The organism is Microbacterium proteolyticum (assembly GCF_029639405.1).
Lineage (GTDB): Bacteria > Actinomycetota > Actinomycetes > Actinomycetales > Microbacteriaceae > Microbacterium.
Genome location: NZ_CP121274.1, coordinates 896,194 through 922,434, shown reverse-complemented (window position 1 = coordinate 922,434; position 26,241 = coordinate 896,194). Strand labels below are relative to the sequence as shown.

At 70.1% G+C, this 26,241-nt stretch carries 26 protein-coding genes; 21 read left to right on the top strand and 5 right to left on the bottom strand.

What is annotated here, in order from left to right:
• Positions 1-49: 49 nt before the first annotated feature.
• On the bottom strand, positions 50-802 hold the full coding sequence (locus tag P8R59_RS05110) for an IclR family transcriptional regulator (protein WP_278103029.1): 753 nt from the start codon (positions 800-802) through the stop codon (positions 50-52).
• Between the two features lie 91 nt (positions 803-893).
• Between P8R59_RS05110 and pcaH the strand changes: the two genes are divergently transcribed.
• The 8 genes from pcaH (at position 894) to P8R59_RS05070 (ending at position 9,115) form a co-directional block, all read left to right on the top strand.
• Entirely contained in the window at positions 894-1,706 is an 813-nt protein-coding gene (pcaH, locus tag P8R59_RS05105; protein WP_278103028.1) for a protocatechuate 3,4-dioxygenase subunit beta, read from the top strand.
• Positions 1,706-2,257, top strand: coding sequence for a protocatechuate 3,4-dioxygenase subunit alpha (gene pcaG, locus P8R59_RS05100; protein ID WP_278103027.1), 552 nt, complete (start codon positions 1,706-1,708; stop codon positions 2,255-2,257). Before pcaH ends, pcaG begins: the two co-directional genes overlap by 1 nt.
• The gene (locus P8R59_RS05095) at positions 2,247-3,572 is read left to right on the top strand and encodes a lyase family protein (protein ID WP_278103026.1); all 1,326 of its coding nucleotides are present in this window, start codon (positions 2,247-2,249) and stop codon (positions 3,570-3,572) included. The genes pcaG and P8R59_RS05095 overlap by 11 nt, the downstream gene beginning before the upstream one ends.
• Positions 3,569-4,336 carry an alpha/beta fold hydrolase gene (locus P8R59_RS05090; protein WP_278103025.1) on the top strand — a complete coding sequence of 256 codons (768 nt, stop codon included), beginning with the start codon at positions 3,569-3,571 and terminating at the stop codon, positions 4,334-4,336. The genes P8R59_RS05095 and P8R59_RS05090 overlap by 4 nt, the downstream gene beginning before the upstream one ends.
• The gene (gene pcaC / locus P8R59_RS05085; RefSeq protein ID WP_278103024.1) at positions 4,336-4,716 is read left to right on the top strand and encodes a 4-carboxymuconolactone decarboxylase; all 381 of its coding nucleotides are present in this window, start codon (positions 4,336-4,338) and stop codon (positions 4,714-4,716) included. Before P8R59_RS05090 ends, pcaC begins: the two co-directional genes overlap by 1 nt.
• A gap of 193 nt (positions 4,717-4,909) precedes the next feature.
• Positions 4,910-6,151 carry an MFS transporter gene (locus P8R59_RS05080; protein WP_278103023.1) on the top strand — a complete coding sequence of 414 codons (1,242 nt, stop codon included), beginning with the start codon at positions 4,910-4,912 and terminating at the stop codon, positions 6,149-6,151.
• Positions 6,152-6,329: 178 nt separating this feature from the next.
• Positions 6,330-7,631: a C-glycoside deglycosidase beta subunit domain-containing protein gene (locus P8R59_RS05075; protein ID WP_278103022.1), complete on the top strand. Its 1,302-nt coding sequence runs from the start codon at positions 6,330-6,332 to the stop codon at positions 7,629-7,631.
• An 8-nt stretch (positions 7,632-7,639) separates the two neighbouring features.
• Positions 7,640-9,115, top strand: a complete 1,476-nt coding sequence (locus P8R59_RS05070; RefSeq protein WP_278103021.1) for a C-glycoside deglycosidase beta subunit domain-containing protein — start codon at positions 7,640-7,642, stop codon at positions 9,113-9,115.
• 13 nt (positions 9,116-9,128) lie between these two features.
• On the opposite strand, the gene P8R59_RS05065 is transcribed toward P8R59_RS05070, so the two are convergent.
• The 4 genes from P8R59_RS05065 to P8R59_RS05050 form a co-directional block, all read right to left on the bottom strand.
• Positions 9,129-9,761: a TetR/AcrR family transcriptional regulator gene (locus P8R59_RS05065; protein ID WP_278103020.1), complete on the bottom strand. Its 633-nt coding sequence runs from the start codon at positions 9,759-9,761 to the stop codon at positions 9,129-9,131.
• Positions 9,762-9,775: 14 nt separating this feature from the next.
• Positions 9,776-11,212 carry a hypothetical protein gene (locus P8R59_RS05060; RefSeq protein WP_278103019.1) on the bottom strand — a complete coding sequence of 479 codons (1,437 nt, stop codon included), beginning with the start codon at positions 11,210-11,212 and terminating at the stop codon, positions 9,776-9,778.
• Positions 11,213-11,231: 19 nt separating this feature from the next.
• Entirely contained in the window at positions 11,232-12,395 is a 1,164-nt protein-coding gene (locus P8R59_RS05055) for an FAD-dependent monooxygenase (protein ID WP_278103018.1), read from the bottom strand.
• A 175-nt stretch (positions 12,396-12,570) separates the two neighbouring features.
• The gene (locus P8R59_RS05050) at positions 12,571-13,509 is read right to left on the bottom strand and encodes a LysR family transcriptional regulator (RefSeq protein ID WP_077051410.1); all 939 of its coding nucleotides are present in this window, start codon (positions 13,507-13,509) and stop codon (positions 12,571-12,573) included.
• Between the two features lie 225 nt (positions 13,510-13,734).
• Here P8R59_RS05050 and P8R59_RS05045 point away from each other — a divergent pair, with 225 nt between their 5' ends.
• The 13 genes from P8R59_RS05045 (at position 13,735) to P8R59_RS04985 (ending at position 26,230) form a co-directional block, all read left to right on the top strand.
• Complete coding sequence (locus tag P8R59_RS05045; protein WP_077051202.1) at positions 13,735-15,024, top strand: extracellular solute-binding protein; 1,290 nt, start codon at positions 13,735-13,737, stop codon at positions 15,022-15,024.
• Between the two features lie 74 nt (positions 15,025-15,098).
• The gene (locus P8R59_RS05040; RefSeq protein WP_077051203.1) at positions 15,099-16,067 is read left to right on the top strand and encodes a carbohydrate ABC transporter permease; all 969 of its coding nucleotides are present in this window, start codon (positions 15,099-15,101) and stop codon (positions 16,065-16,067) included.
• A 1-nt stretch (position 16,068) separates the two neighbouring features.
• Positions 16,069-16,905 carry a carbohydrate ABC transporter permease gene (locus P8R59_RS05035; RefSeq protein ID WP_278103017.1) on the top strand — a complete coding sequence of 279 codons (837 nt, stop codon included), beginning with the start codon at positions 16,069-16,071 and terminating at the stop codon, positions 16,903-16,905.
• A 72-nt stretch (positions 16,906-16,977) separates the two neighbouring features.
• Positions 16,978-17,772, top strand: a complete 795-nt coding sequence (locus P8R59_RS05030; protein WP_278103016.1) for a TIM barrel protein — start codon at positions 16,978-16,980, stop codon at positions 17,770-17,772.
• Positions 17,769-19,283 carry a GMC oxidoreductase gene (locus tag P8R59_RS05025; protein ID WP_278103015.1) on the top strand — a complete coding sequence of 505 codons (1,515 nt, stop codon included), beginning with the start codon at positions 17,769-17,771 and terminating at the stop codon, positions 19,281-19,283. The genes P8R59_RS05030 and P8R59_RS05025 overlap by 4 nt, the downstream gene beginning before the upstream one ends.
• A gap of 89 nt (positions 19,284-19,372) precedes the next feature.
• Complete coding sequence (locus P8R59_RS05020) at positions 19,373-19,780, top strand: C-glycoside deglycosidase beta subunit domain-containing protein (RefSeq protein ID WP_077051206.1); 408 nt, start codon at positions 19,373-19,375, stop codon at positions 19,778-19,780.
• Positions 19,777-20,877, top strand: coding sequence for a sugar phosphate isomerase/epimerase family protein (locus P8R59_RS05015; protein WP_278103014.1), 1,101 nt, complete (start codon positions 19,777-19,779; stop codon positions 20,875-20,877). Before P8R59_RS05020 ends, P8R59_RS05015 begins: the two co-directional genes overlap by 4 nt.
• 13 nt (positions 20,878-20,890) lie before the next feature.
• On the top strand, positions 20,891-21,925 hold the full coding sequence (locus P8R59_RS05010; protein ID WP_278103013.1) for a sugar phosphate isomerase/epimerase family protein: 1,035 nt from the start codon (positions 20,891-20,893) through the stop codon (positions 21,923-21,925).
• A gap of 27 nt (positions 21,926-21,952) precedes the next feature.
• Positions 21,953-22,735, top strand: a complete 783-nt coding sequence (locus tag P8R59_RS05005; protein ID WP_278103012.1) for a nuclear transport factor 2 family protein — start codon at positions 21,953-21,955, stop codon at positions 22,733-22,735.
• Between the two features lie 8 nt (positions 22,736-22,743).
• On the top strand, positions 22,744-23,160 hold the full coding sequence (locus P8R59_RS05000) for a C-glycoside deglycosidase beta subunit domain-containing protein (protein WP_278103011.1): 417 nt from the start codon (positions 22,744-22,746) through the stop codon (positions 23,158-23,160).
• A complete protein-coding gene (locus P8R59_RS04995) occupies positions 23,157-24,347 on the top strand; it encodes a Gfo/Idh/MocA family protein (RefSeq protein ID WP_278103010.1) in 1,191 nt (396 codons plus the stop codon). The genes P8R59_RS05000 and P8R59_RS04995 overlap by 4 nt, the downstream gene beginning before the upstream one ends.
• 11 nt (positions 24,348-24,358) lie before the next feature.
• On the top strand, positions 24,359-25,363 hold the full coding sequence (locus tag P8R59_RS04990; RefSeq protein ID WP_278103008.1) for a sugar phosphate isomerase/epimerase family protein: 1,005 nt from the start codon (positions 24,359-24,361) through the stop codon (positions 25,361-25,363).
• Positions 25,364-25,366: 3 nt separating this feature from the next.
• Complete coding sequence (locus tag P8R59_RS04985) at positions 25,367-26,230, top strand: ThuA domain-containing protein (RefSeq protein ID WP_278103007.1); 864 nt, start codon at positions 25,367-25,369, stop codon at positions 26,228-26,230.
• Positions 26,231-26,241: the final 11 nt, after the last annotated feature.

Sequence of the window (26,241 nt, the reverse complement as noted above, 5' to 3'; positions counted from 1 at the left end):
TCGGGCGCCGGATGCGACAAATCTTGGCGACTCACGCGAACGAGCGCGCTCAGCGGCGGTAGCCGAGGGCGCGCTCGGTGTCGCGGGCGGCGCGGTGCAGCTCGCCGAGGGCGAACTGCGTCTCGGCGTCGCGCGGCAGCACCACCGACAGTGCCGCGATGACCGCGCCGGTCTCGTCGCGGACGGGCACCGCGACACCGGTGGACACCTCGTCGACGTAGCCGGGGGCGATGACCCGGCCGAGCGTCCGGATCTCGGCGAGCGTGCGGCGCAGGACGGTGGGGTCGGTGATCGTCGCGGGCGTGACGGGGACGAGCGGGAGACGGAGCACCCGCTCCTGCAGGTCGTGCGGGGCGAACGCGAGCAGCACCAGCCCGGACGAGGAGGCGTGCAGGGGGAGTCGCCCCGCGACGCGCGTGATGTTCGCCCCCGAGTCCGGCGCGCTGAGCCGTTCGAGGAACAGCGCCTCGTCCTGCTCGAGGATCGCGAGCTGCGTGTGCTCGCGCACGCGCTGCTGCACGCGTTCCATGAAGGGCAGGGCGGCCTGCCGCAGGCGCAGCGCGTGCGACGACCGGGTCGCCAGCTCCCACAGGCGCATGCCCACCCGCACGCGTCTCTCCTCGTCGCGCTCGAGGAGACCGGCATCCACGAGTTCGTTCACGATCCGGTGCGCCGACGAGCTCGGGAGGTCCGCCCGGCGGCCGATCTCGGCCGTCGTCTGCGCGGTGCGCGTGGGGGTGAAGGTCTCGAGGATGCGCACCAGGCGGTCGGTCACCGAGTCGCCCGAGGGGGAGTTCGCCATGGACTCAGGATGCCATGGCTCCCATTCAGCGGGAACGTACTGGCGCGCATGCCGGCGCGTGCCGGACCATGGAGCAGTCGAAGGAGACCCGATGACCCGCACCCCCGCAGCCGCACCCGAGTCGCTGCTCGCCGCCCCCGACCAGGCGACGCAGGACGAGATCACCCGCGAGATCCAGGCCGCGCACGCCGCCCTCGACGCCCGCGAGACCGCGGGCGAGCATGTGCCGGCGACCGCCTACGACTTCCCCGCGTACCGGTCGAGCGTGCTCCGCCACCCCACGAAGAACCCGAAGCTCGTCGACCCCGAGACGATCGAGCTGTTCTCGCCCGCCTTCGGGCAGCGCGACGTGGCGGCGATCGAGTCCGACCTCACGCTGCAGCACGCAGGCGAGCCGCTCGGCGAGCGCCTGACGGTGCGCGGACGCCTGCTCGACTCGTGGGGGCGGCCGCTCGCGAACCAGCTGATCGAGATCTGGCAGGCCAACTCCGCTGGGCGCTACATCCACCAGCGCGACCAGCACCCCGCCCCGCTCGACCCGAACTTCACCGGAGCCGGCCGCGCGGTCACCAACGACCAGGGCGAGTACGCCTTCACGACGATCAAGCCCGGCCCCTACCCGTGGAAGAACCACCGGAACGCCTGGCGACCCGCCCACATCCACTTCTCGGTGTTCGGCACGTCGTTCACGCAGCGCCTCGTGACGCAGATGTACTTCCCCGGCGACCCGCTGTTCGCACTCGACCCGATCTACAACAGCATCCACCGGCAGAAGGATCGCGACGCCCTCGTCGGCGTCTACGACCACGCCCTCACCTCCCCCGAGTGGGCCACCGGCTACCGCTTCGACATCGTCGTCGACGGCCCCGATCAGACGTACTTCGAACAGGAGGGCGACGAGTGATGAGCACCCCCGCCAAGACCCATCGCGCCACCCCCGGTCAGACGGTCGGCCCGTTCTTCGCGTACGGCCTGGAATTCCCGAAGCAGCACGAGGTCGTCTTCCCGCACTCGCCCGGTGCGATCGTGCTCGGCGGCACCGTGTACGACGGCGCGGGGGCCCCGATCCCCGATGCCCTCGTCGAGATCTTCGGGGCGGATGCCGACGGCTCGGTGCCCCGCGCGCGCGGCGCGTTCCGCCGCGACGACCACACGTTCACCGGCTTCGGTCGCGCCTTCACGAACGACGAGGGGCACTTCGAGTTCTGGACCCGCGAGCCCGGCGGCACGGCGGCGTTCTTCGCGGCGATCGTGTTCGCGCGCGGCCTGCCCAACAAGCTGCACACGCGCATCTACGTGCCGGGCGACGACGCCGCGCTCGCCGCCGACCCGCTGCTGTCCTCGCTCGACGCGGAGGAGCGCGCTAGCCTCGTGGCGACGCGTACGCCCGACGGACACCTCCACCACGACATCCGGCTGCAGGGCGAGAAGGAGACGGTCTTCCTTGCCTTCTGACCCCCTCGACGCCGGGCTCCTCTCGCCGGCGACCGTCGGTCACGACAGCCTCGTCTCGGATCGGGCGTACCTGGACGCGCTCGTGCGCGCGGAATGCGCACTCGTGACGGCGTACGCCGACCGGGGGATCGCGCCCCGCGAGGTCGCGGTCGCCGTTGACCACGCGTTCGGCCTGGACGAGAAGTACGGCTCGCCCTCGCTCGGCATCGATCTGGACGCGCTCGCGACCGCGTCGGTGGCCGGCGGCAACCCGGTGATCCCGCTCGTCGGCGAGCTGAAGGCCCGTGTGCCCGCCGAATGCCGCCCCTGGATCCACCGCGGGGCGACGAGCCAGGACATCCTCGACACCGCGGCGATGATCGTGGCGCGCGCCGCGGTCGCGCAGGTGATCGCCTCCCTCACGCACACCGGACAGTGGCTGCGGACCCTCGCCGAGACGCACGCCGACACCGTCGCCGCGGCCCGCACGCTCACGCAGCACGCCGTCCCCACGACCGTCGGTGCCCGGGCGTCCGCGTGGGAGCGCGGCATCCGTCGCTCTCTGGCGCGTCTGGATGCGTTGGTCTTCCCCGCGCAGCTCGGCGGGGCAGCCGGCACCCTCGCGTCGTTCGTGGAGATCACAGGATCGGTGGATGCCGCTGCCGCCCTGCCCGCGGCGTACGCCGAGGCCGCGGGACTCGATGCCCCCGACGCGCCGTGGCACGTCACGCGCTGGCCGGTGACCGAGCTCGGCGACGCGCTCGCGCAGGCGATCGACGCGGTCGGCCGGTTCGCCGCCGACGTCGCGACCCTCAGCCGCACCGAGATCGCCGAGGTCTCCGAGGGGACCGGCGGCGGATCCTCGGCCATGCCGCAGAAGCAGAATCCGGCCGAGGCCGTGCTGATCCGCTCCGCAGCTCTCCGTGCGCCGCAGCTGGCCGCGACACTGCACCTGGCATCCGCCCTCGCCGTCGACGAGCGCCCCGACGGCGCGTGGCACGCGGAGTGGCCGACGCTGCGCGAACTGCTGCGCCTCGCCCTCGGGGCCTCGTGGCACGCGTCCTCGCTCGCGGCGCATCTGCGCGTGGACACAGATGCCGTGGCCCACAACCTCGCCCTCACCGGCGGACGGATCGTCAGCGAACGGCTGCGCGGCGTGCTCGTCCCGCTGATCGGGGCCGACCGTTTCGCGGCGCTCGTCGGTGGTGACGGCGACCTCGCGGAGGCGCTGCGCGCGCTGCCCGAGACCCGCGACCTCGACATCGACGCGCTGCTCGACCCGGCCGGCTACGTCGGCCTCGCGCCGCGCCTGGCCCGTACGGAGGATCCCCGATGATCGCGCTCACCGCCCCCGTCGGCCCCGCCGACGCCCCGCTCGTTGTGCTGGGGCCGTCGCTCGGCACCTCGACCATCCTGTGGGAGGACGTCGTGCCGCTCCTCGCCGATGACTACCGCGTCGCGGCGTGGGACCTCCCCGGCCACGGCGCAGGTCCCGTGGCGACCGGCCCGTTCACCGTCGCCGATCTGGCCGACGCCGTCGCCGCGGCGGTCCCCGACGAGACGTTCCTCTACGCCGGCGTCTCGCTCGGCGGGGCCACGGGTCTCGAGCTGGCGCTGCGCCACGGCGCACGGCTGCGGGCCGCCGCGATCGTGGCATCCGGGGCGAAGCTCGGCGACGCGGAGTCGTGGATCGCGCGGGCCGCGCAGGCGCGCACGCAGAGCACCTCGAGCCTCATCATCGGCTCGGCGCAGCGCTGGTTCGCCCCCGACTCGATGGCCCGGCGCCCCGAACTCAGTGGACGCCTGCTGCACGCCCTGCAGGACGCCGACGACGAGAGCTACGCCCGCAGCTGCGAGGCGCTCGCCGCCTACGACGTGAGGCCGGTGCTCGGTGAGATCGGGGTGCCGGTGCTCGCGGCGTGGGGCGAGTTCGACGCCGTCGCGCCGGAGGAGAAGGCCGTCGAGATCGCCTCGGGCGTCGCCCACGGGCGCACGGTGCGCATCGACGACGCCGGACACCTGCCGCCCGCGGAGCAGCCGGAGGCCGTGGCATCCGTCCTCCGCTCGTTCTTCGCCACCGTCTCGGGAGAGGACGCCTGATGGCCACCGACCAGGAACGTCACGACCAGGGCATGACGGTGCGCCGCGAGGTGCTCTCGGACGCGCACGTCGACCGCGCGACCGCCGCCGCCACCGAGCTCACCGCCGACTGGCAGGACTTCATCACGCGCGTCGCCTGGGGCGACATCTGGTCGCGGCCCGGGCTCGACCGTCGCTCCCGCTCGGTCGCCGTGCTGTCGTCGCTGATCGCGCACGGGCACCACGAGGAGCTCGCGATGCACCTGCGCGCCGCGATCCGCAACGGCCTGACGATCGACGAGATCCGCGAGGTCATCCTGCAGTCCGCGATCTACTCGGGCGTCCCCGCCGCGAACACGGCGTTCCGCATCGCCTCCGAGGTGTTCTCCGCAGAGGCGTGAGTCGCCAAGTTTCGTCGCCTCTCGGCGTGCCGAGGCGACAAATCTTGGCGACTCACGCGCGCGGGGGTGGGGCGCATCGGGGAGAGCGATAGCGGGGATCAGTGATCGGCGCTTCCCGCGATGGGCGGTACGGGCGTCCAATGGAGGCGTCCTCGCGACGACGCGAGGCGGTCCGGTCTAAGGAGATCCGACGATGACGTCCGCTTCCACCACCACGCACCGTATCCACCGCGCGGGAACCGCCCAGGGCATCCTGCTCCTCGCCGGGAGCTGCATGCCGGTGCTGGGCTCCGTGCTCATCACCCCCGTCCTCCCGCAGCTCTCGGCGCACTTCGCCGCGACGCCGGGGTCCGAGGTCCTCGTTCCGATGATCGTCGCCCTCCCCGCGTTGTTCATCGCCCTCATGGCGCCCTTCGCGGGGCAGATCGTGGATCGGGTGGGACGCAAACCCCTGCTCCTCGTCGCCATGGTGGTCTACGCCCTCGTCGGCACCGCTCCCGCGTGGATGGAGGGCCTGACGGAGATCCTCGTCAGCCGTGTGCTGGTGGGCATCTGCGAGGCGGCGATCATGACCGTCTGCACCGCGCTCATCGTGGACTACTTCCACGGCCAGCGCCGCAACCGCTACCTCGCCGCGCAGACCGTCGTCACCACCCTCGCCGCCACCGTGTTCATCGCGCTCGGCGGCGCGCTCGGCGGTGGCGGGTGGCACACGCCGTTCTGGGTGTACGCGGTGAGCCTCGTCCTCGCGATTCCCATGTTCTTCCTGCTGTGGGAGCCGCGGGCCTCGTCGGGAACGTCCGCGGCGGAGGCAGCGGAACGCGTCGCCATCCCCTGGCGTCGGATCGGCGCTCGTCTGCTGGTGACGGTGTTCGGCGGCTTCACCTTCTACGTCGTGATCATCGAGGTGAGCTACCTGCTGGTGGGCGCCGGGGTCGCCGCGGACGACACCGCTGTCATCGGTGGAGTCGCCGCCGTGGCGTCGTTGGCGACCGCGATCGGCGGCATTCTCTTCGCCTCGCTGGTACGTCGGCTGGACGTGCGCCTGCTGCCGATCGCGTTCGCGCTCCAGGCCGTGGGGCTCCTCATCGTCTGGATCGTGCCGGGCGTCCCGGGGGTGGTGGCGGGGGCGATCGTCGCATCGTTCGGTTCGGGACTCGTCCTGCCCACGCTGTTGCGATGGGTGGTCGCGACCACGACCTTCGCCGAGCGCGGGCGGGTGACGGGCCTGTGGACGGCGTCGTTCTTCTTCGGCCAGTTCCTGACGCCGATCCTCATCGGGATCCTCGCCGCCGCCCTCGGTGGGCTGACGACGGCCGTGGGCGTCGTCGGTGTCGCAGCCGTCGCCGTGGCGGTCGCGACGTTCGTCGCGACGCGTCGACTGGATGCCGTCGCTTCGCCCTCCGAGGACGTTCGCGCCCGCGAGACCGCCTGACCGACGCGTGAGTCGCCAGGATTTGTCGCTTCTCGGCGCACCGAGGCGACAAATCTTGGCGACTCACGCCTGCGCGAGCCGCCGGACGTGGGCTGATGCGGGGGATCAGGAACGCTTATGTCTGAATAAGGCATAAGGGGGTAGCGTCGAAGGCGAACCCCACAGAGAGTGAGCGACGATGCTTCTCGAAAGAGACCTCATCCAGTCCGTCGGATTCCGCAACGTCCGCGAGGGCGACGAGATCACCGGATTCCAGTTCCGCGTCCGCATGCCGTCGTACCGCGGCATGGCCGCGTCCCTCATCGACGGGATCGGCGTGAGCATCCCCGGGCTCGTCGACGTCGCCCCCGACGTGCCGCTGTGGACGCTGCAGGGACAGCAGTACACGCTCGCCGAGCTGTGGGACGGCGACGGTGTGCGCTGGCCGCTCGAGGACGCGGCGATCATCACCGTGCCGCTCGCCGGCGGTCTGCCCGACGGCGTGCACGAGCTGTCGATCGAGCTCCGGCTGCGCATGTCGTACATCCCGCAGGAGCACCAGCCCAGCACGTACCGCGTGACCAAGCACGTCACGCTCGCGCCCGAGGCATCCGGTGCCCCCTTCCGGTACGGCGTCTCGCTGTACAGCTACATGAGCGACTTCGGCACGGTCCTGGACCTCGAGACCGCGATGGCCTCGATCGCCGACCTCGGCGCGACGGGCCTGGAGATCCTCGGCGAAGCGCACATCCCGAACTACCCGAACCCCTCCGACGAGTGGGTCGAGCAGTGGTTCGCGCTGTTGCAGAAGTACGGCCTCGAGCCGACGAACTACGGCTCGTGGATCGACACGCGCCTGCACTCCAGCGGCCCGAACGCCCGCGACATGACCGCCGAAGAAGGCGCCGCCGTCCTGCAGCGCGACCTGCGTCTGGCGAAGCGCCTCGGTTTCCGGTTCGTCCGGCCGAAGATCGGCGTCGTGTCGAGCGACCTCGTCCCCCACCCGATCTGGACCGAGGCCGTGGAGGCCTCCCTCCCGCTCGCGGAGGAGCTCGACGTCATCATCTGCCCCGAGATCCACTCGCCCACCCCGATCAAGCACGAGGTGGTCGAGGACTACATCGCCCTCATCCGCCGCACCGGCACGAAGCACTTCGGGCTGCTGCTGGACACCGGGATCTTCCAGGACCGCCCGATCCCGCTGAAGGTCGGCGAGCTGCCGGGTCGGCGTCCGGCGTTCCTCGACGGCATTCACGTCGACCCGAACGACGTCTTCGACGTGATCGAGAACGTGGTGTTCATCCAGGCGAAGTTCCACGACATCGACGAAGAGCTCGACGACAAGCAGATCCCGTGGGAGCCGGTGCTCCGCGCGCTGAAGGACGCCGGGTACACCGGCTACCTCTCCAGCGAGTACGAGGGCGAGCGCGAACCGTGGCGCTCGATCGAGCAGGTGCGCCGCCAGCACTCGCTCATCCGCCAGATCGCCGACCGGCTCTGAGACGCGTCATGCCCAACGGACTGATCCACGCCGACAGCCTCCGCACCCACCCCGACGGGCTCGCGCTCCGGCTGACGATCCCCTGGTACCGGAGCCTCTGGCTCTCGTCGGTCACCTCGCTCGACCTCACCGTCGACGGGGAACGAGTAGATGCCGACGACCTCCGGTTCGAGCTGGGCGAGCGCCGCTACCGCCTCGACGAGCTGCCCGAGCAGAGCGAGACGTTGTGGTTCCTGCAGCAGCACCCGCTGCTCGTGGTCCGACGGGCCGAACCCGTCGCGCTCGGAGAGACCCACGACGTCGTGCTGCACGGCGAGCTGCGCCTGCCCTACATGCAGATCGCGCCCGGCCAGGACGGCGGCCCCGGCATGTACGTGCCGAACGTGGTCCACGACGTGGAGTCCCTGACGGTCGTCGACACGGATGCCGTGCCCCCGGCGCTCGTGCACGAGACGGTTCCCGCGCCGCCCGCGACCGACGACGACCCGTTCCGGCTCGGCCTGACGCTCTACTCCGCGAGCGCGGAGTTCCGCGCCGGCTGGTACGACTTCGACGGTCTGCTCGACCGGGTCGCGGATCTCGGGATCGGCCCGGGCATCGAGATCGTGGCATCCCAGATGGTCCCGACCTACCCGGTGGTCGGCGACGACTTCGTGCGCACGTGGCGCGCGGCGTTCGACCGGCACGGGTTCGTCGAGAGCTCGTTCGGCGCCAACCTCGACATGGGGCGCCGGCGCGATCGCGACATGACCCCCGACGAGGAGTTCGAGTTCTCGACCCTCATGTTCGAGGGCGCCAAGAAGCTCGGGTTCCCGCTCGTGCGCATCCAGTCGGCCAAGCCCGAGCTGCTGCGCCGGCTGCTGCCGATCGCGGAGGACCTCGAGCTGAAGCTCGCGTACGAGATCCACGCACCCATGGGCCCGAACGCCGAGCCGATCCTGCGGGTGCGCGAGACCTACGCCGAGCTGGACTCGCCGCTGCTCGGCTTCGTCGCCGACTTCTCGTCCACCATGCACGCGATGTCGCCGACGCTGCTGCGGGCCGTCCGTCGTGCGGGGCTCGACGACGAAGCGGTCGCGCGTCTTCAGGAGATCTGGGCGACGGATGCCACGATGCAGGCGCGTCAGCAGGAGTTCCTCGCGTACCTGCGCGGGCGTGACTTCGACCCCGGCCGCCTGGGCTCGTTCGCCCACCTCGCGTTCAACATGCACGGGCACGTCGACCCCCGCGAGTGGGCCGACATCATGCCGCAGATCCTCCACGTGCACGCGAAGTTCTACGACATCGACGACGACGGCCAGGAGCCGGCGATCGACTATCCCGAGCTCGTGCGCGTGTTCGTCGAGGGCGGCTACCGCGGATTCTGGTCGAGCGAGTGGGAGGGGCACGCCTTCGCCGAACTCGGCGAGGTCGACCCGCTGCTGCTCGTGCGGCGCCAGCACGACCTCATCCGGTCGGCGATGCGGGCGGTGCCGGTCGGGTGACCGGCTGGCGCAGTCAGTCCCCCGCGATCGTCAGGTACACCGTGCGCGAGAGGCGCTCGAGGAGGTCGGGCCAGGCGTAGGCGTCGTGGGGGCTCGCGGTCGCCGTCACGCCGAGGCCGAGGTACCGCACGCACAGGCTGTAGAAGATCTCGAACGCCCAGACGACGCTCTCCGTCGGGAGGTCGACGCCGTGCTCGGCGGCGGCGGCGAAGAGCGCGCGGAGGAAGACCGCCTGCCCCGCGTCACCGGAGCGTCGCCCGCGCGCGAGGATCTCGGCATCCTCCACCCCCAGGAGGAAGAAGGGCGACAACAGGTCGCGGTTCTCGCGCAGGATCCCGGCGTAGACCGTGACGATCTCGGCCGTCGCGGTCGCGAAGCTCGCGGCCCCGACCCCCGCCGCGCCCACGCGCTGCTCGGTCTCGGCGTCGAGGCGATCGAACTCCTGTGCCTGGACGGCCCGCAGCAGCTCCGCCTTGCCCGGGACCCGTCCGTAGATCGACCCGATCGACACGCCGGCTCGCGCGCTCACCTCCGCGAGCGAGAACTGACCGGTCCCGCGCTCGTGCAGGAGCTCGAGAACCGCGGCGCGCACTTTCGCGAACGAGTCGCGGCTGCGCTGCTGCTTGGGCTCCGATACCCCGCTCACGGGACCCCCTGTCCTCACTCCGTCAGTTCCACGAGGATCGCAGACTGCGGCGGCAGGGGCACATCGAGCTGGAGGGCGCCGGTGGCGGACACCGTCACCGGGTGAGGACCCTCGACCACGCCGTCCAGGGACGTGATCGTGGCGTGCACGATGGCATCCGTCCAGGGCAGGTTCTGCACCTCGATCCGAGCCGATTCGACCCGGGCGGATGCCAGGTCGGGGCGCTGCGGGGGCAGGGTCAGGCCCAGCTCGATCCGCTGCTCGCCGATCGGGATGCGGAAGGTGAAGCGGTCCTCGTCGCGCGGGGCGAGGGCGCTGTCGGGGGCGACGTAGTTGGACACCAGCACGCGCACGGTGTCGCCGTCGCGGCCGGCGGCGACGGCCAGACCCGACTCGTCCCCACCCGCGGCGGCGAGGCGTCGCCCGGTGAGGGCGCGTCCGGCCAGGGACAGTGCGCGGGAACGCTCGTCGGGGGTGCCGTCCACGTCGCCGACGCCGCCCGGGTCGACGAAACCGTAGTGCGGGTCGCGGCCGCTGTCGGCGCGGAAGAAGAACGCGTGGTCGATCACCGTGTCCTGCAGTGCGATCGCCGTCGCGACCTGGAACGCGCCCTTCTCGGCGGCCGGGGCCGAGCTGCTGGGCACCGCGAGGTAGTTCCAGTACGAGAGCGTCAGGTCGGTGTCGGTGAACCCGTGACGATCGAGCACGGTCCGCAGCTCGCGGGCGACATAGCGGTAGTCGAGCGGATCGCGGCTGCCGTCGGTGAACCAGAGGAACGAGAAGAAGTGCAGGGGGAGGTCGTTCTCGCGCACGAACGCGAGGAAGCCCTCGCGGTAGGGCGCGTCGGCTTCGAGCGCGAAGGCGAGGGACGGCCCACCGACCGTCAGGCTGGCATCCACTCGGGAAACCGCCTCGCAGAACGCGCGGTACATCGCGTAGAAGTCTTCGGGGCGCCCGCCGAAGTGCAGGGGGCCGAAGTCGGGCTGGTCGCCGAACTCGTAGAGGCGGACGGGCTTCGCGGGTCCGCCCGCCCACCCTGCCGAGTAGTGGCGGATGATGTGCTCGACGACCCTGCCGTAGAGCTCGACGTCTTCGGCCGGGAGTTTGTTCTTCGGGATGGAACTGGCCACCGTGAACAGGACCTCGGCGCCGATCGCGTGCACCGCCTCCACCCACGCGTCGGTCGCGGTGAAGTTGTAGCTCGCCGGGTCGTCGGGGTCGGCGCTCCAGTCGGGGAACAGGCTCGTGGGGTTGTCGCGGGTGTCGAGGCGCGACACCCAGTCGAACGAGCGGACGACCGTCACCCCCGCCTCCCGCCACAGCGGCGTCATGTCGGGGAACTCGGGGTGGCCCTCGACGGGCCCGGGGACGCCGCCCACGCCGTTCAGCGGACGGAAGGCGCTCTCTCGGGCGGCATCCACGACAAGGGTGCGGGTGGACGTGTGCGACACGGGCGTCTCCTCGGGGGTCTCAATAGGGCATCCGCAGGAGGCGGTTCGCGTACTCGTTGGCGATCGGCTCGTCGTGGCGGAGGTGGTCGATGCGGGCGCGGTACGTCTCTTCGGTGACGGAGTCGAACTCCTCGAGCATCGACTCGATCGATCGCTCGTGCACCGCGCGCACGCGCGGAAGGCGGCGCTTCATGAAGTTCAGCTGCGCGTCGAGCAGAGACTGGTCCTTCGCGAGCTCCTGCGCGAGCACGACGCCGTCCTCGATGCTCATCGCCGCCCCCGACCCGAGGTACGGGGTCATCGTGTGCGCCGCGTCGCCCAGGATCATGACGCGACCGCGGAACCACGGGTACGGCACCCACACGGTGGAGTAGGGCGTGTAGGCGACGTTCTCGGCGTGGCGCACGTCTTCGAGCGCATCGGCCAGGAATTCCGACCCACGGGTGAGCGCGGCCGCGCGATCGTGCATGATCTCGGCCATCCTGCTCGCGTCGTACCGCGGGCGCCCCTCCTCCGCCACGGTGAGCACCATGTACATGAGGTCTTCCGACAGCGGCGTGAGCATGATCTTGCCGCCGTAGCCCTGGCAGATGATGGGCTGCATGATTCTGCGGCGGTTCGGGAGTCCCGCGCGCCACGCCACCCCGCCGACGGGGCGGGGAGCGTACTTCTCGCCGAAGTACTCACGACGGATCTGCGAGTGGAGGCCGTCGAAGCCGAGCACGAGGTCGTAGTCGGCGCGGTCGCCCGTGCTGAACGTGACGGTGGCCGTGTCGGCATCCTGGGCGATGTCGGCGACGGTCGTGCTCATCCGGAAGGTGCAGCCGTTGTCGAGAGCGTGCTTCGCGGCGAGCTCCAGGAACGCGATGCGCGACATCGTCACGCAACCGGGGAGCCCCTCGTCCCGTGTGCCGTAGCTCATGGTGCTGAGGAGGTTGCCGTCGGCGTCGTAGTTGTCGATCCCGGGCGCGGGGTGGCCGATCGCGAGCACGTCCTCGAGGAGACCGATGTCGCGCACCGCGCGGAGCCCGTTGATGCGCAGGCCGAAGCCGACGCCGGCGACGCTGATCTCGGGCTTGTCGTCGATGACGTCGACTCTCGCGCCGATCCGGGCGAGGGCCGAGGCCGTGCTCAGGCCTCCGATCCCGGCGCCGACGATCAGGATGCGCAACGGTTGTGCCATGGGGTGCTCCTCACTGAGCGGGCATCGGAAGGGGGACGAACGCGGGATTTACAGAATCAGGACGTTGGTTCTGATTTTCACCGTAGCCATGGGGCGCCGGGGATGGCCAGCGATGGGCGCGGTGGCATCCAGATGCCGTGTATCACGCTCGCTGATGCCGGACGCGTAGCGGGACTCAGTGCGGCGCGTGCCCCGCGGCGACCCGGCGGCCGGCCTCGGCGAACAGTCCGCGCATCCACTCGTGTTCGGGATCGCGGTTGTGCGAGGGATGCCACCACAGCGCGCTCACGATCGGTGTCGCGGCGAACGGCAGGGGCACGACGCGGATGCCGCCGATACGGAGCAGGTGCGGAGCGAGAGCCGACTGCACGAGACCCACGCGGCGCGTGCCGCTGACGAAGTGCCCCACCGGGAGGAAGCTCTCCAGCACCACCTCGATGTGCGGTTCGACGCCCAGCTGCTGGATCTGGCGCGCGGCCGAGGTGAAGGCCGAGCGGGACTGGAACGTGAGCACCCACGGCATGTCGGCGAGGTTCTGCATCGTGAGCGACTCCCCGACCTCGTCGTTGTCGTCGGAGACGACGGCGAGCCAGTCGTCCTGCCACAGGTCGAGGTAGGGCAGCTCCGAGACCGGACCGTGGGGGATGACCATGGCGTCGGCGGAGCGGAGGCGGTTGGCGGCGTCCTCGACGATGCCGGGGTTGTGCAGCATGTAGCGGAACCGAACCCCGGGGGCCTGCTCGGCGGCGAGCTGCGAGACCACGGTGCCCACGGTGACGAAGCCGTAGTCGGAGCCGTAGATCGAGAACTCGCGGGTCGACTCGGCGGGCGACCACGACGCCTGGCTCTCGAAGACGCGCCGGGCGGCCTCCAGGGCCGTGCTCGTGTGATCGGTCAGCCGCACCGCGAACGGCGTGAGCTCGTACGTGTTCCCGCGCCGCGCGAGGATCTGGTCGTTGAAGTGCGTGCGCAGCCGCGCGAGCGAGGCGCTGAGGGCGGGCTGGCTGAGGTGCAGCCGGTCGGCCGCCCGCGTCACGCTCCGCTCGGTGAGCAGCGCGTCGAGCGCGATGAGCAGGTTGAGGTCGAGGCGCGACAGCGTCGCATGATCGGTCACCACGATGTGATCCTTCGCTCGGATATGCGTGACGCCAGTGTATCCACGGGGTCTATGTGCCGCACGTGAGTTATCGCGGGGGTGGATGCCATCCGTCCGGGCTGGCCTTATGTGCTCTATCTACGAGACTTATGTGCTTTTTCGGCGCATCCCCTCGATACTGAGGATCACAGCACAGGCGCTCCACCGAAGGAGCCGCCGACAACGTCGTCAGAAAGGCTGGCCATGACTCAACCCCGCCGTCGCGTCACGCGGCTCGTAAGTCTCCTCGCCCTCCCCGCCACCGCAGCCCTGGTCCTGGCCGGATGCTCCGGCTCCGGCGGCGACACCGGCTCCGGGGACAGCGGCTCCTTCACGTTCACGTTCGCCACCTCGAACAACCTCGAGAGCCCGTACCAGACCCTCGCCAACGAGTACCAGGCGCAGCACGAGGGCGTCACCATCACGACCAACCCCACCCCCAACGACAAGTACGGCGAGACGATCCGCACGCAGCTGCAGGCCGGCAACGCCTCCGACGTCATCCAGACCACGCCCGGCTCGGGCGACGCCCGCGGCATCATCCCGCTCGCGGAGGCAGGGTTCCTCGAACCGCTCGGCGACACCGCGAAGAGCCTCATCATCCCCGGCAGCGAGTCGGTGTACACCATCGACGACAAGGTCTACGGCCAGCCCCTGGACTTCACCATCGGCGCCGTCGTCGCGAGCCTCGGCACCGCCAAGATGAAGGGCCTCGACTCCTTCCCGACCACGATGAGCGAACTCACCGCGGCCTGCTCGTCGCTCCAGGGTCAGGGCGCATCGCTCCTCGCCCTCGCCGGTGCCGCCGGCCCCAACGTGGGTCTGACCATCCAGGGCATCTCGGCGACCCGCGTGTACTCGTCGACGCCCGACTGGAACCAGCAGCGCGCCGACGGCACGGTCACCTTCGCCGACAGCCAGGGCTGGAAGGACACCCTCCAGACCTTCATCGACCTGAAGGACGCCGGCTGCTTCCAGCCGGGCGCCGAGGGCGGTGGCTTCGACGCCATCACGAACGGCCTCGCCCAGGGCACCTCGGTCGGCAGCTTCATCCCGTCGGGTGCCGCGGTCGAGATCTCCAAGGCCGCGCCGGCCGAGGCCGAGTTCGCCGTCGAGCCCTTCCCCGCCGAGAGCGGCGAGCCGATGGTTCTCGGAAGCTCCAACTACACGCTGTCGATCAACGCCAAGGCCAAGAACAAGCAGGCCGCGCAGGACTTCCTCGAGTGGATGGCCGAGCCCGCCCAGCAGCAGCGCTACTACGAGCTCTCGGGTGAGCTGCCCGTGTCGGCCTTCGACACGCTCGACCTCAGCGGCACGATCTACGCGCCCGTGGCTGATCTGCTGAAGAACAAGCAGTACACGCCGCTGCCGAACAACATCTGGCCCAACCCGTCGGTGTACGAGGCGCTGCAGGTCGGCGGTCAGGGACTGCTCACCGGGCAGACCACCATCGACCAGGTGCTCCAGAGCATGGACGCCGCCTGGGGCAACTGACCTCCTCCGCCGCCCGGGACCCCGAGGGACCCGGGCGGCGGAGCCGCACCCTTCCCCACGGAGACGAGGACGTCATGAGCACAACACTTCGACCGAGCGAAGCGGCTCGGACCGAGACCGAGCGGGTGGTCCTGCCGCGCCGCGGACGGCGCCGCGCCCCGGCTCCCCGGCGGCCCGGACTGCTGAAGTTCGGCCACTGGTGGTGGGCGCTCCCCGGGATCGTCTTCGTCATCGGCATCCACTACGTCGCCACGAGCGTCGGCGGGTTCTTCGCCTTCACGAACTGGACCGGGATCGGCGCGTTCGAGCTGATCGGCCTCGACAACTTCGTCAAGATCTTCCAGGACCCCACCAAGCTCGGTGCCCTCTGGAACACGCTGTTCCTCGCGTTCGGGTCGGTGATCCTCAGCAACGTCCTCGGCCTGGGCTTCGCGCTCGGGCTCAACCGCGGGCTCAAGTCCCGCTACATCCTGCGCACCCTGTTCTTCATGCCGGTGGTGCTGAGCCCCCTCGCGACCTCCTACATCTGGAAGTTCATCTTCGACTACAACGGTCCGCTCAACCTCGCGCTGCGCGGGGTCGGCCTCGGGAACATCGCCCGCGCCTGGGTCGCCGATCCGACCTGGGCGATCTGGACCGTCCTCATCGTGCTGGTGTGGCAGAACATCGGCTTCGCGATGGTCATCTACATGGCCGGCCTCGCCGCCGTGCCGGTCGAGATCGAGGAGGCCGCCGCCATCGACGGGGCGAACCTCTGGCAGCGCTTCTGGCACGTCACCCTGCCGTCGATCCGCCCCGCGGTCGCGATCGCCACGACCCTCGGCCTCGTCAACGGCCTGCGCGTCTTCGACCAGATCATGGCCCTCACCGGCGGCGGCCCCGCGGCCGCCACCGAGACCCTCGCGACGCAGGTCTACAAGCAGTCGTTCGCCCTCGGCAACTTCGGGTACGGCGCGGCGCTCGCCCTCCTGCTCACCCTCATCATCCTGGTCTTCGCCGTCGTGCAGCAGCGCGTGACCGCCGGTCGTTCCGAGGAGTCCTGACATGTTCCGCTACACCAAGCTCACCGCGCTCCGCGAGTTCGGTTTCTGGTTCCTCGCGCTGGTGTTCCTGCTGCCGTTCTACTTCCTCGTCACGACGGCGCTGAAGTCCGACCGCGAGGTCATCACCTCGTCGACGCTCGCTCCCCCGTCCGCCCCGGACTTCGGCAACTTCATCAAGGTGCTCACCGCGACCGGCAACTCGAACGTCGTGATGGGCCTCGTCAACAGCATCGTCATCACCGCCGGCAGCATCGTCCTGATGGTGCTGCTCGGCTCGCTCACCGGCTACGTCATCGCCCGCAGCACCCGCCGCTGGAGCCGCGCGGTCTACTACCTGTTCCTCGTCGCCATCGTGCTGCCCACGCAGCTGGGCACCGTGCCGCTCTACATCGGGGCCCGTTCGCTCGGACTCACCGGCTCGGCCTGGGGCATGATCATCCTCTACACCGGGATGCTGCTGCCGCTGGCGATCTTCCTGTACGCCGGATTCTTCCGGGGCCTCGGCACCGAGTACGAAGAGGCCGCCACGATCGACGGCGCCACTCGGACGCAGATCTTCTTCCGCATCGTGCTGCCGCTGATGTCGCCCGCGACGGGCACCGTCGCGATCCTCGCGGGCCTGATCGTCTGGAACGACTTCTTCACGTCGCTGATCTTCCTCGGCGGCTCGGCGAACCAGACGCTCCCGGTCGCCATGTACTACTACATCGGCTCGCTGGTCTCGGCCTGGAACCAGATCTTCGCGATCGTCATCGTCTCGATGGTGCCGATCCTCGCCTTCTACCTCTTCGCTCAGAAGCGTTTCATCCAAGGTTTCGCCGGCGGCCTCAAGGGCTAGGGCGCACCCCGAATGGATGCCAGGACACCCGGCATCCACAGGTCGGCGCGCCCGCACAACGAAAGGACCCCCATGTATCAGCTCGCCCCCAACATCGAACTGCTCTTCACCGAGGCCGGCGATTACCACGACCGCGTGCGCGCGGCCGCCGCGGCCGGTTTCGACGCCGTCGAGATCTGGGGTCCGACCGGCGTGGACGCCCCCGCGACCCCGAAGGATCTCCCGGCGCTGAAGGCCGCGCTCGAGGAGACCGGCACGCAGCTCACCGCGCAGCTTGCCGAGCCGCGGACGCAGTTCATGATCCCGCCGTGGGACCACTCGGAGTTCTACCGCAAGCTCGACGAGGGCGTCGCGATCGCCCGAGACCTCGGCTGCCCCCGCATCGTCGTGGGTAGCGGCACGGGCTTCGGCGGCTGGAAGCGGCAGGTGCAGCTGGACAAGCTGATCGAGATCTACCGGAAGGCCGTCGCGCAGATCGACGGCTCGGGCGTCACGCTCGTGCTCGAGCCCGTGAACGTCCGCGTCGACCACCCGGGTTCGCTGCTCGACCGCACGTCCGAGGCCGTCTACGTCGCGCGCGGGGTCGACTCGCCGCAGTTCGGTGTGCTCTACGACATCTACCACTCGGCCGTCGAGGGCGAGGACATGGAGGCGGAGCTCGACCACGCGGGCGACCTCATCAAATACGTGCAGCTCGCCGACGCCCCCGGGCGCGGGGAGCCGGGGACGGGCGACCTCGACTGGGCCGAACGCTTCCGCCTGCTGCGCGCGAGCGGATACGACGGGCCGATCGGCCTGGAATACTACCCCACGACCGAATCCGCGGCATCCGTCGCCCACATCGTCGAGCTGGGGCGCACGGCATGAGCGCGCGGCAGTACCCCGCGTCGGTCGACGTCGCGATCGTCGGCAGCGGTCCCACGGGCGCCGCGTACGCCCGCGTGCTCTCCGAGCGCGCGCCGGGCCTGACGCTCGCGATGTTCGAGGTGGGTCCGACCGTGTCCGACCCGCCCGGCGCGCACGTGAAGAACATCGCCGAGCCGGCCGAGCGCACGCGCGCGCAGGTCGCGTCCGAGGGCCCGGGGGAGCGGGGAACGAAGGTCGCCAGCCCCGGCGCCGCCAAGGCCGGGGTGCGCGGGGCGCGTCCCGGAACGTTCCTGCTCGACGACGGCTACGTCTTCGAGGGCGAGGACGGCCTGCCGGTCGCGGCGATGTCGAGCAACGTGGGCGGCATGGCCGCCCACTGGACCGGCGCGTGCCCGTGGCCGAACGAGAGCGAGCGCATCGGGTTCCTCCCCGACATGGACGAACTCCTCGCCGAGGCCGAGCGTCTGCTCGGCGTCACGCGGGACGCCTTCGACTCCGCCCCGTTCGGCGAGATCGTGCGCGAACGGCTGGCTGCCGCGGTCGACGACGGACGCACGGACGCGACGAAGGTGCAGCGGATGCCGCTGGCCGTGCACCGGCGCGACGACGGTCGCCTGGTGTGGTCGGGGTCGGACGTGGTCCTCGGCGACGTGACGCGGACGAACCCGGCGTTCTCGTTGTTCGACGAGTCGCTCGTGACCTCGGTGGTCCTCGCCGACGGGCGCGCGGCGGGCGTCGTCGTCCGCGACCTGCGCTCGGGCGAGGTGCACGAGATCGTCGCGCGCGCGGTCGTCGTCGCCGCCGACGCGCTGCGGACGCCGCAGCTGCTGTGGGCCTCGGGCGTGCGCCCGCCGGCCCTCGGCCGATACCTCAACGACCAGGCGCAGGTGGTGTTCGCGTCGCGGCTGCGCGACGTCGCCCCCCTCGGGGCCGACGCTCCGGCCACCGGACTCGCCGAGTACAGCGGCGTCAGCTGGGTGCCGTTCACCGACGCCGTGCCGTTCCACGGGCAGATCATGCAGCTCGATGCGTCGCCGATCGCGCTCGCCGAGGACGACCCGGTCGTGCCGGGGTCGATCGTCGGTCTCGGGCTGTTCTGCGCGAAGGACCTGCAGGCCGACGACCGCGTCGAGTTCGACGACGCGCACGTCGACGGGTACGGGATGCCGGCTCCCCGCATCCACTACGTCCTCACTGACCGCGACCACGAGGTGATCGAACGGGCCCGCGCGGAGATCACGCGGCTGGCGGAGGCGATCGGCGATCCCGTGGGGGACCGACCCTTCACCCTGCCGCTCGGCTCGTCGCTGCACTACCAGGGCTCGACGCGCATGGGCGCCGCCGATGACGGCGAGAGCGTGTGCGACACCGACGGTCAGGTCTGGGGCGTTCCGGGACTGTTCGTCGCCGGCAACGGCGTCATCCCCACCGCGACGGCGTGCAATCCCACGCTGACGTCCGTGGCGCTCGCGGTCCGCGGGGCCCGCGCGATCGCGGCATCCCTGGCCTGATTCCTTGCTTATGCAGGAATCAGACAATAGAGTGTAGAAATCAGAACAAAGAAGTTCGCGGCTTCGGCCGCACCGACGAGGAGGTCGCGGTGATCCCGGATCGCATCATCGAACAGGGCACGCTGCGTGCCCGCGACGGACGTGCGGCGGTGGAGGTCCGCCTCCCCTGGTACCGGGCGCTGCCGGCATCCTGCATCTCCGCGGCGAAGCTCACGATCGACGGGGTCGAGGCCCCGACCGAGACGCTCCGCTGGGAGATGAACGGCGAGGAGTTCACGTTCGGAGAGATGACGACGAACACGCAGGAGTGGTGGTTCCCCACCGACTCCGCCGTGCTCTCGGGAGACCTCGCGCTGGACGCCGGCGAGCACGAGGTCCGGGTCGATCTGACGCTCTACATCCCGTACATCATCATCGCCGACGACGAGGTGCTCCACATCGAGGAGCACGACACGAAGACGATGACGGTTCGTCAGGCCGAGGAGGCCCTCGCATGACCGCGCTCGGCACGCCCATCCAGGGCGTCACGCTCTACAGCTTCACCCGCGCGTTCCACGGGCGCGAGTACGACCTCGACCAGCTCATCCGCAAGACCGCGGCCGAGGGCTTCGGGCCGGGCCTGGAGATCATCGGATTCTCCAGCTTCCGCGGGTTCCCCGACATCGACGACCACTTCGCCGGACGCTTCTCCGACCTGATCGACGAGGTCGGCCTCGTCCGCACCTCGCTCGCGGTCAACGCCGACATCGGCCTGCGCCCCGACAAGCTCATGGACCAGGACGAGCTCATCGCCTACATGCGCCGGCAGATCGCGGCGGCGGCGAAGCTCGGTTTCCCGATCGCGCGCGTGCAGATCTCGCTGACGCCCGACTCGATGGAGGCGCTCGCCCCCATCGCCGAGGAGTACGGCGTCACCCTCGCGCTCGAGGTGCACGCCGATCAGTACGCCTCGCACCCGCGCATCCTCGCCCTCCGCGACCGGTACGAGCAGGTCGGTTCGCCCTTCCTCGGGTTCACGATGGACTGGGGTGCCACCGTCACCGGCTTCGCGCCCTCGCTCCTCGAGGCGTACCGCCGCCGGGGCGCGTCGGAGGAGCTGCTCGCCGCCGTCGTCGCGCTGTGGGACGAGTACTACGAGCAGGGTCCGCCCGCCGACCAGGCCGACCATGGTCAGCGGTTCGGCCGCTTCATCGGCCTCTCGCACCAGTACGGCCGCCCCGACCTCGGCATCGATCTCGGCATCAACGGCACCGGACTCTTCGGTCCGGCGCGGGTCGACGACTGGCTCGAGATCATGCCCTGGGTGAAGCACGTGCACGGCAAGTTCTTCGGCATCGACGAGAACGGCCGGGAGCCCTCGGTGCCCGTCGCCGACCTCATCACCCTTCTCGTCGACAACGGCTACAGCGGCGCCGTGTCCAGCGAGTACGAGGGCTGGCACTGGAACCACTGGCAGAGCCCGTTCGAGATCATCCGCGCCGAGCAGGTCATCCAGCGCGCGGCCGCCGAGGCCGCGGGCTCGCGCATGATCACGGATGCCGCCGAGGCCCGGCGCACCCTCGACACCCACCTGTCGCACGCCGTGCGCGCCTGAAAGGACACCCGCCATGAGTGACGGCATCGCCGGGACCGGCATCCAGCTCGGGACCACCCTCTACTCGATGACGAGCGAGTTCGCCGCGGGGCTGTACACGCCCGAGACGCTGATCCGCGAGGTCCACGACCAGGGCATCGGCCCGGGCGTCGAGTTCAACTTCGCGCAGCTGCTGCGGTCGTACCCCGACGTGGACGACGACTTCGTGCAGCTGTGGTTCGACTCGCTCGAGAGATACGGCCTCGAGGCCAGCGCGGTCGGCACGAACCTCGACATGGGGCGCCGCAAGGACCGCGACATGACGCCCGACGAGGAGCACGAGTTCTTCGCCCGTCAGCTGAAGTCGGCGCACACGTTGGGCTTCCGCACGGTCGTCATCCGCTCGGCGGGGAAGGAACTGCTGCGCAGTCTGCTGCCCCTCGCCGAGAAGTACGACCAGAAGCTCGCCTACGAGATCCACGCGCCCTCCGGCCCGAACGACCCGAAGGTGCTCGAGATCCGCGAGGTGTACGACGAGCTCGGCAGCGACCGCCTCGGCTTCACCGCCGACTTCTCCTCGACGATGCACTCCCTCTCCCCGACGCTGCTGCGCACGCTCGGCCAGATGGGCATGGACGAGAAGCATTTCCCGGTCATGGACGAGATCTGGCACGAGCCGGCCCCCATGCACGTGCGCAACCAGGCCTTCGAGGACTACCTCTCGGGCGAGGGCGTCGACCCGCTGCGCTTCGGACCGTTCACGCGCCTCGCGTTCAACATGCACGGGCTGGTGCCGCCGGAGGAGTGGCTCGACATCATGCCGCAGATCTTCCACGTCCACGCGAAGTTCTACGACATCGGGCCCGACGGGCAGGAGCCCGCGATGGACATCCCGCGCATCGTGAAGCAGTTCGTCGACGGGGGATACCGGGGCTACCTCTCCAGCGAATGGGAGGGCCACGCGTTCAGCGATCTCGGTGAGAGCGACCCCATCGACCTCGTCAAGAAGCAGCACGCGCTCATGCGCGCCGCCATCGAAGAGACCGTCGCCGCGCGCCAGCCGGCCTGACACCCCATCACGTACGAAGGAGTATCCGTGTCGAACACCATCACCGAGGCATCCCTCTCGGACCTCGTCGCCGAGATCGCGCGCCTGCGCGAGCAGGTCGAGGCCGCCCAGTCCCTCGCGCAGCGCGCCGAGGACCGCGGACAGGTCGAGAACCTGTTCAACCGCTACATGCACCTGCACAACGCGTTCGAGGACGAGCAGATCATCCCGATGTGGGTGAAGGAGGGCACCGAGGGGATCCGCGCGCGCTACACCAACGCCGGTCAGTACACGACGTGGCAGAGCGTCACCGACTACCACCGCGGACGCCCCCACCCCGAGGGCAAGCTCATCCTCCACACCACGAACACCCCGGTGATCGAGGTCGCCGCCGACGGCAAGACCGCCAAGGGCGTCTGGCTCATGGCCGGCACCGAATCGGGCCTGACCGACCCCCGGGTCGCCGAGGCGTTCCCCGACATGTACTCGCCCGACGAGGTGCTCGGCAAGAAGGTCTGGGCGCACTGGGTGTGGTGCAAGTACGCCATCGACTTCCTCAAGCAGGACGGCGAGTGGAAGTTCTGGAAGTTCCGCTGCTACGAGCTCGCCCGTGCGCCCTTCGAGGAGAACTGGGTCAGCTTCGGCCTGAAGAACCAGGGTGCGTTCGACCTCGACCTCATGTACTTCGGCGACGACGGCAAGCCCGTCTTCATGCCGCCGGCCGACGAGCCGGTGCCGTCGAAGAACCACCCCTACAGCCCCGAGACGACGCAGAAGCTCGAGCCCGTGCCGCCGGTCGCGCACGAGCACTTCGTCGACACCTTCGCCTAGGAGTCCCCGTGGCCACCCACAACTCGCTCTTCGCCGAGAAAGACGTCCGTCGCACCGACGACGGGCTCGCCGTCTCGGTACAGCTGCCGTGGTACCGCAGCCTCTGGCTGTCGGCGGTCGACGGCGTCGCCGCCACCGTGAACGGCGTCGCGATCCCGACGGAAGACCTCCGGTTCGTCCTCGAGGGTCGCGAGTACCGCGTCGAGGAGCTGCCGGAGCAGTCCGACACGCTGTGGTTCGTCGCCGACCGTCCGGACGTGCGGATCCACCTCGACACCCCGCCCGCGGCGGGCGAGAAGATCACCGTCGAGGTGGTGCTGACGATGCGTCTGCTCTACATGCAGATCATGCCGGGCGTCGACGGCGGCCCCGGCCGCTACGTCACGAACCGCGTGCCGGTCGAGCGCGAGCTGGTGCTGGCATGACATCCGCCCGGCCCCTGCGCGTGGCGATGATCGGCTACGGCTTCATGGGGGCGGCGCATTCGGTCGGGTGGCGCCAGGCGCCGCACGTCTTCGACCTGCCGCGGCCGGTGGAGATGACCGTCGTCGTCGGCCGGAACGCGGATGCCGTGGCATCCGCCGCCGCGACGTGGGGCTGGGCGGAGTCCGCCACCGAGTGGCGCGAGGTGATCGCGCGCGACGACATCGACATCGTCGACATCGTCACGCCGGGCGACTCCCACGCCGAGATCGCGATCGCGGCGCTCGAGGCCGGCAAGCACGTGCTGTGCGAGAAGCCGCTGGCGAACACCGTGGCCGAGGCCGAGGCGATGGCCGAGGCGGCGGAGCGGGCCCGGGCGCGCGGCATCCGGTCGATGGTGGGGTTCACGTACCGTCGCGTGCCCGCGGTGACGCTGCTGCGCGACATGATCGCCGAGGGGGCGGTCGGCACGGTGCAGCAGGTGCGCGCGGCGTACCGGCAGGACTGGCTCGTCGACCCCGGGATGCCGCTCGCCTGGCGTCTGCAGAAGGAGCACGCCGGGTCGGGGGCGCTCGGTGACATCGGCGCCCACATCATCGACATGACCCGGTTCGTCACGGGGCTCGACATCGACAGCGTCACCGGCACGCTCGAGACGATCGTGAAGCAGCGTCCCCTGCAGGCCGCCGGATCGGGGCTCTCGGGCTCGGCCGGGGAGGGCGTCGGCGACGTCACGGTCGACGACGCTGCGATCTTCACCGGGCGGCTGTCCAACGGCGCGCTGGCGTCGTTCGAGGCGACGCGGTTCGCCACGGGCCGCAAGAACGCGCTCACGATCGAAGTGTCCGGCGACCGCGGAGCGCTCGCGTTCGACCTGGAAGACCTCAACAGCCTGCGGTTCTACGACCGCACGGCGCCCGAGGGACGCCAGGGCTTCACGCAGATCCTCGTCACCGAGGCCGTGCACCCGTACGTCGCCGCGTGGTGGCCCGCGGGTCACATGCTCGGCTACGAGCACGGCTTCACCCACCAGGTCGTCGACCTGGTCGACGCGATCGACAGCGGGACCGACCCGCACCCCTCGTTCGCCGAGGGACTCAGCGTTCAGCAGGTGCTCGACGCGGTCGAGCGCAGCTCCGCCGCAGCCTCCGCGTGGACGAGCGTGGCATCCCCCGTTCCGGTCTCCTGAAAGGTTTCGTCATGGCACGCCCGATCACCCTGTTCACCGGCCAGTGGGCCGACCTGCCCTTCGAAGAGGTCGCGCGTCTCGCCGGCGAGTGGGGCTACGACGGCCTCGAGATCGCCTGCTGGGGCGACCACATCGACGTCTCGCGCTGGGACGACGCCGAGTACGTCCAGTCACGTCTCGACATCCTCGAGCGCCACGGCCTGAAGGTCTGGACCATCGCGAACCACCTCGTCGGCCAGGCCGTGTGCGACGACCCCATCGACGAGCGTCACCACGACATCGTGCCGTCGCGCGTGTGGGGCGACGGGGATGCCGAGGGCGTGCGGCAGCGCGCCGCGGAAGACCTCAAGAACACCGCGCGCTTCGCCGCGAAGCTCGGGGTCTCGACGGTCACGGGCTTCACGGGGTCGAGCATCTGGAAGTACGTGGCGATGTTCCCGCCGGCATCCGAGGCGATGATCGAGGCCGGCTACCGCGACTTCGCCGACCGGTGGCATCCGATCCTCGACGTGTTCGAGGAGGTCGGCGTGCGCTTCGCGCTCGAGGTGCACCCGTCCGAGATCGCGTACGACTACTGGACCGCGAAGAAGACACTGGAGGCGATCGGGCACCGGAAGAGCTTCGGCTTCAACTTCGACCCGTCGCATTTCGTCTGGCAGCAGCTGGATTCGGTGGCGTTCGTCCTGGATTTCGCGGAGCACATTCTCCATGTGCACTGCAAGGAGTCGGTGACCAACCTCGACGGCCGCAACGGCGTGCTCGGGTCGCACCTGTCGTGGGACAACCCGCGTCGCGGCTGGACGTTCGTCTCCACCGGGCACGGCGCCGTGCCGTGGGAGCCGCTGTTCCGCGCGTTGAACGCGATCGGCTACGACGGTCCGACGAGCGTGGAGTGGGAGGACGCCGGCATGGATCGGCTCGTCGGCGGCCCCGAGGCCCTGGCCTTCGTGCGCAAGCTCGGCGAGATCACCCCGCCCCACCAGCTGTTCGACGCCGCGTTCTCGCGAAAGGACTGAGCCGTGCTGAACGTGCTGATCCTCTCGGGGCACATGACCGTCGAGCACGACAACGCCCACCGCAGCTTCCGTCTGCACAACCAGTGGATCACGACGCTGCTGGAGGACACCGGGCGCTTCCGCGTGCGGGTCGTCGAGGATCCGCGCGGGCTGCCCGCGAGCGTCATCGACAAGTACGACGTGCTGATCGTCGTGTTCGAGGGCCGCGACGGCTACCACGACATCGCGACCGGCTTCGGGGCCGAGACGGATGCCGCGATCCTGCGTTTCGTGCACGACGAGGGCAAGGGCATCGTGTGGTTCCACGGCTCCGCCGCCCAGGAAGACCGTTGGGGCTACCCCGAGGAGTACAACGTCATGCGCGGAGCCAAGCTCAGCGCGTGGGAGACAGGCCTCCGCCCCCGTCCGTGGGGCGAGGCCCTGCTGCGGACCGCCGAGCCCCGGCATCCCATCACCGAGGGCATCAACGAGACCTGGACCGTCACCGGTGACGACATCCTCGTGGGCGTGCAGATGTACGAGGGCGCCCAGGTGCTGCTGACGACCTTCGACGACCTCGAGGCGTACGAGAAGGCACCCGTGTGGCCGATGTCGCACTACCCGGTCGACATCCCGCCGGAGGGGATCGCGGCGCTGCCGGGCATCAACACCGACCAGCCGCTCGCGTGGATCAACGAGTACGGTGCGGGCCGGTCGTTCACGATCACGATCGGGCACGACATCGACACGTTCCGGCGCATCGAGTTCATCCGGATGTTCCCTCGCGGCGTCGAGTGGGCCGCGACCGGCGAAGTCACGCTCACCGGCCCCGACCGCCGCGGCGACCGCCGCATCAACCCCTGGCCGTACTACAACGGCGAGGGGTGAGGCGCGCGCAG

Excerpts from the sequence above, each read along its gene's own strand:
- P8R59_RS05110 (WP_278103029.1), bottom strand. The coding sequence starts at position 802 with ATGGCGAACTCCCCCTCGGGCGACTCGGTGACCGACCGCCTGGTGCGC.
- pcaH (WP_278103028.1), top strand. The coding sequence starts at position 894 with ATGACCCGCACCCCCGCAGCCGCACCCGAGTCGCTGCTCGCCGCCCCC.
- pcaG (WP_278103027.1), top strand. The coding sequence starts at position 1,706 with ATGAGCACCCCCGCCAAGACCCATCGCGCCACCCCCGGTCAGACGGTC.
- P8R59_RS05090 (WP_278103025.1), top strand. The coding sequence starts at position 3,569 with ATGATCGCGCTCACCGCCCCCGTCGGCCCCGCCGACGCCCCGCTCGTT.
- pcaC (WP_278103024.1), top strand. The coding sequence starts at position 4,336 with ATGGCCACCGACCAGGAACGTCACGACCAGGGCATGACGGTGCGCCGC.
- P8R59_RS05080 (WP_278103023.1), top strand. The coding sequence starts at position 4,910 with ATGACGTCCGCTTCCACCACCACGCACCGTATCCACCGCGCGGGAACC.
- P8R59_RS05075 (WP_278103022.1), top strand. The coding sequence starts at position 6,330 with ATGCTTCTCGAAAGAGACCTCATCCAGTCCGTCGGATTCCGCAACGTC.
- P8R59_RS05070 (WP_278103021.1), top strand. The coding sequence starts at position 7,640 with ATGCCCAACGGACTGATCCACGCCGACAGCCTCCGCACCCACCCCGAC.
- P8R59_RS05055 (WP_278103018.1), bottom strand. The coding sequence starts at position 12,395 with ATGGCACAACCGTTGCGCATCCTGATCGTCGGCGCCGGGATCGGAGGC.
- P8R59_RS05045 (WP_077051202.1), top strand. The coding sequence starts at position 13,735 with ATGACTCAACCCCGCCGTCGCGTCACGCGGCTCGTAAGTCTCCTCGCC.
- P8R59_RS05040 (WP_077051203.1), top strand. The coding sequence starts at position 15,099 with ATGAGCACAACACTTCGACCGAGCGAAGCGGCTCGGACCGAGACCGAG.
- P8R59_RS05035 (WP_278103017.1), top strand. The coding sequence starts at position 16,069 with ATGTTCCGCTACACCAAGCTCACCGCGCTCCGCGAGTTCGGTTTCTGG.
- P8R59_RS05030 (WP_278103016.1), top strand. The coding sequence starts at position 16,978 with ATGTATCAGCTCGCCCCCAACATCGAACTGCTCTTCACCGAGGCCGGC.
- P8R59_RS05025 (WP_278103015.1), top strand. The coding sequence starts at position 17,769 with ATGAGCGCGCGGCAGTACCCCGCGTCGGTCGACGTCGCGATCGTCGGC.
- P8R59_RS05015 (WP_278103014.1), top strand. The coding sequence starts at position 19,777 with ATGACCGCGCTCGGCACGCCCATCCAGGGCGTCACGCTCTACAGCTTC.
- P8R59_RS05010 (WP_278103013.1), top strand. The coding sequence starts at position 20,891 with ATGAGTGACGGCATCGCCGGGACCGGCATCCAGCTCGGGACCACCCTC.
- P8R59_RS04995 (WP_278103010.1), top strand. The coding sequence starts at position 23,157 with ATGACATCCGCCCGGCCCCTGCGCGTGGCGATGATCGGCTACGGCTTC.
- P8R59_RS04990 (WP_278103008.1), top strand. The coding sequence starts at position 24,359 with ATGGCACGCCCGATCACCCTGTTCACCGGCCAGTGGGCCGACCTGCCC.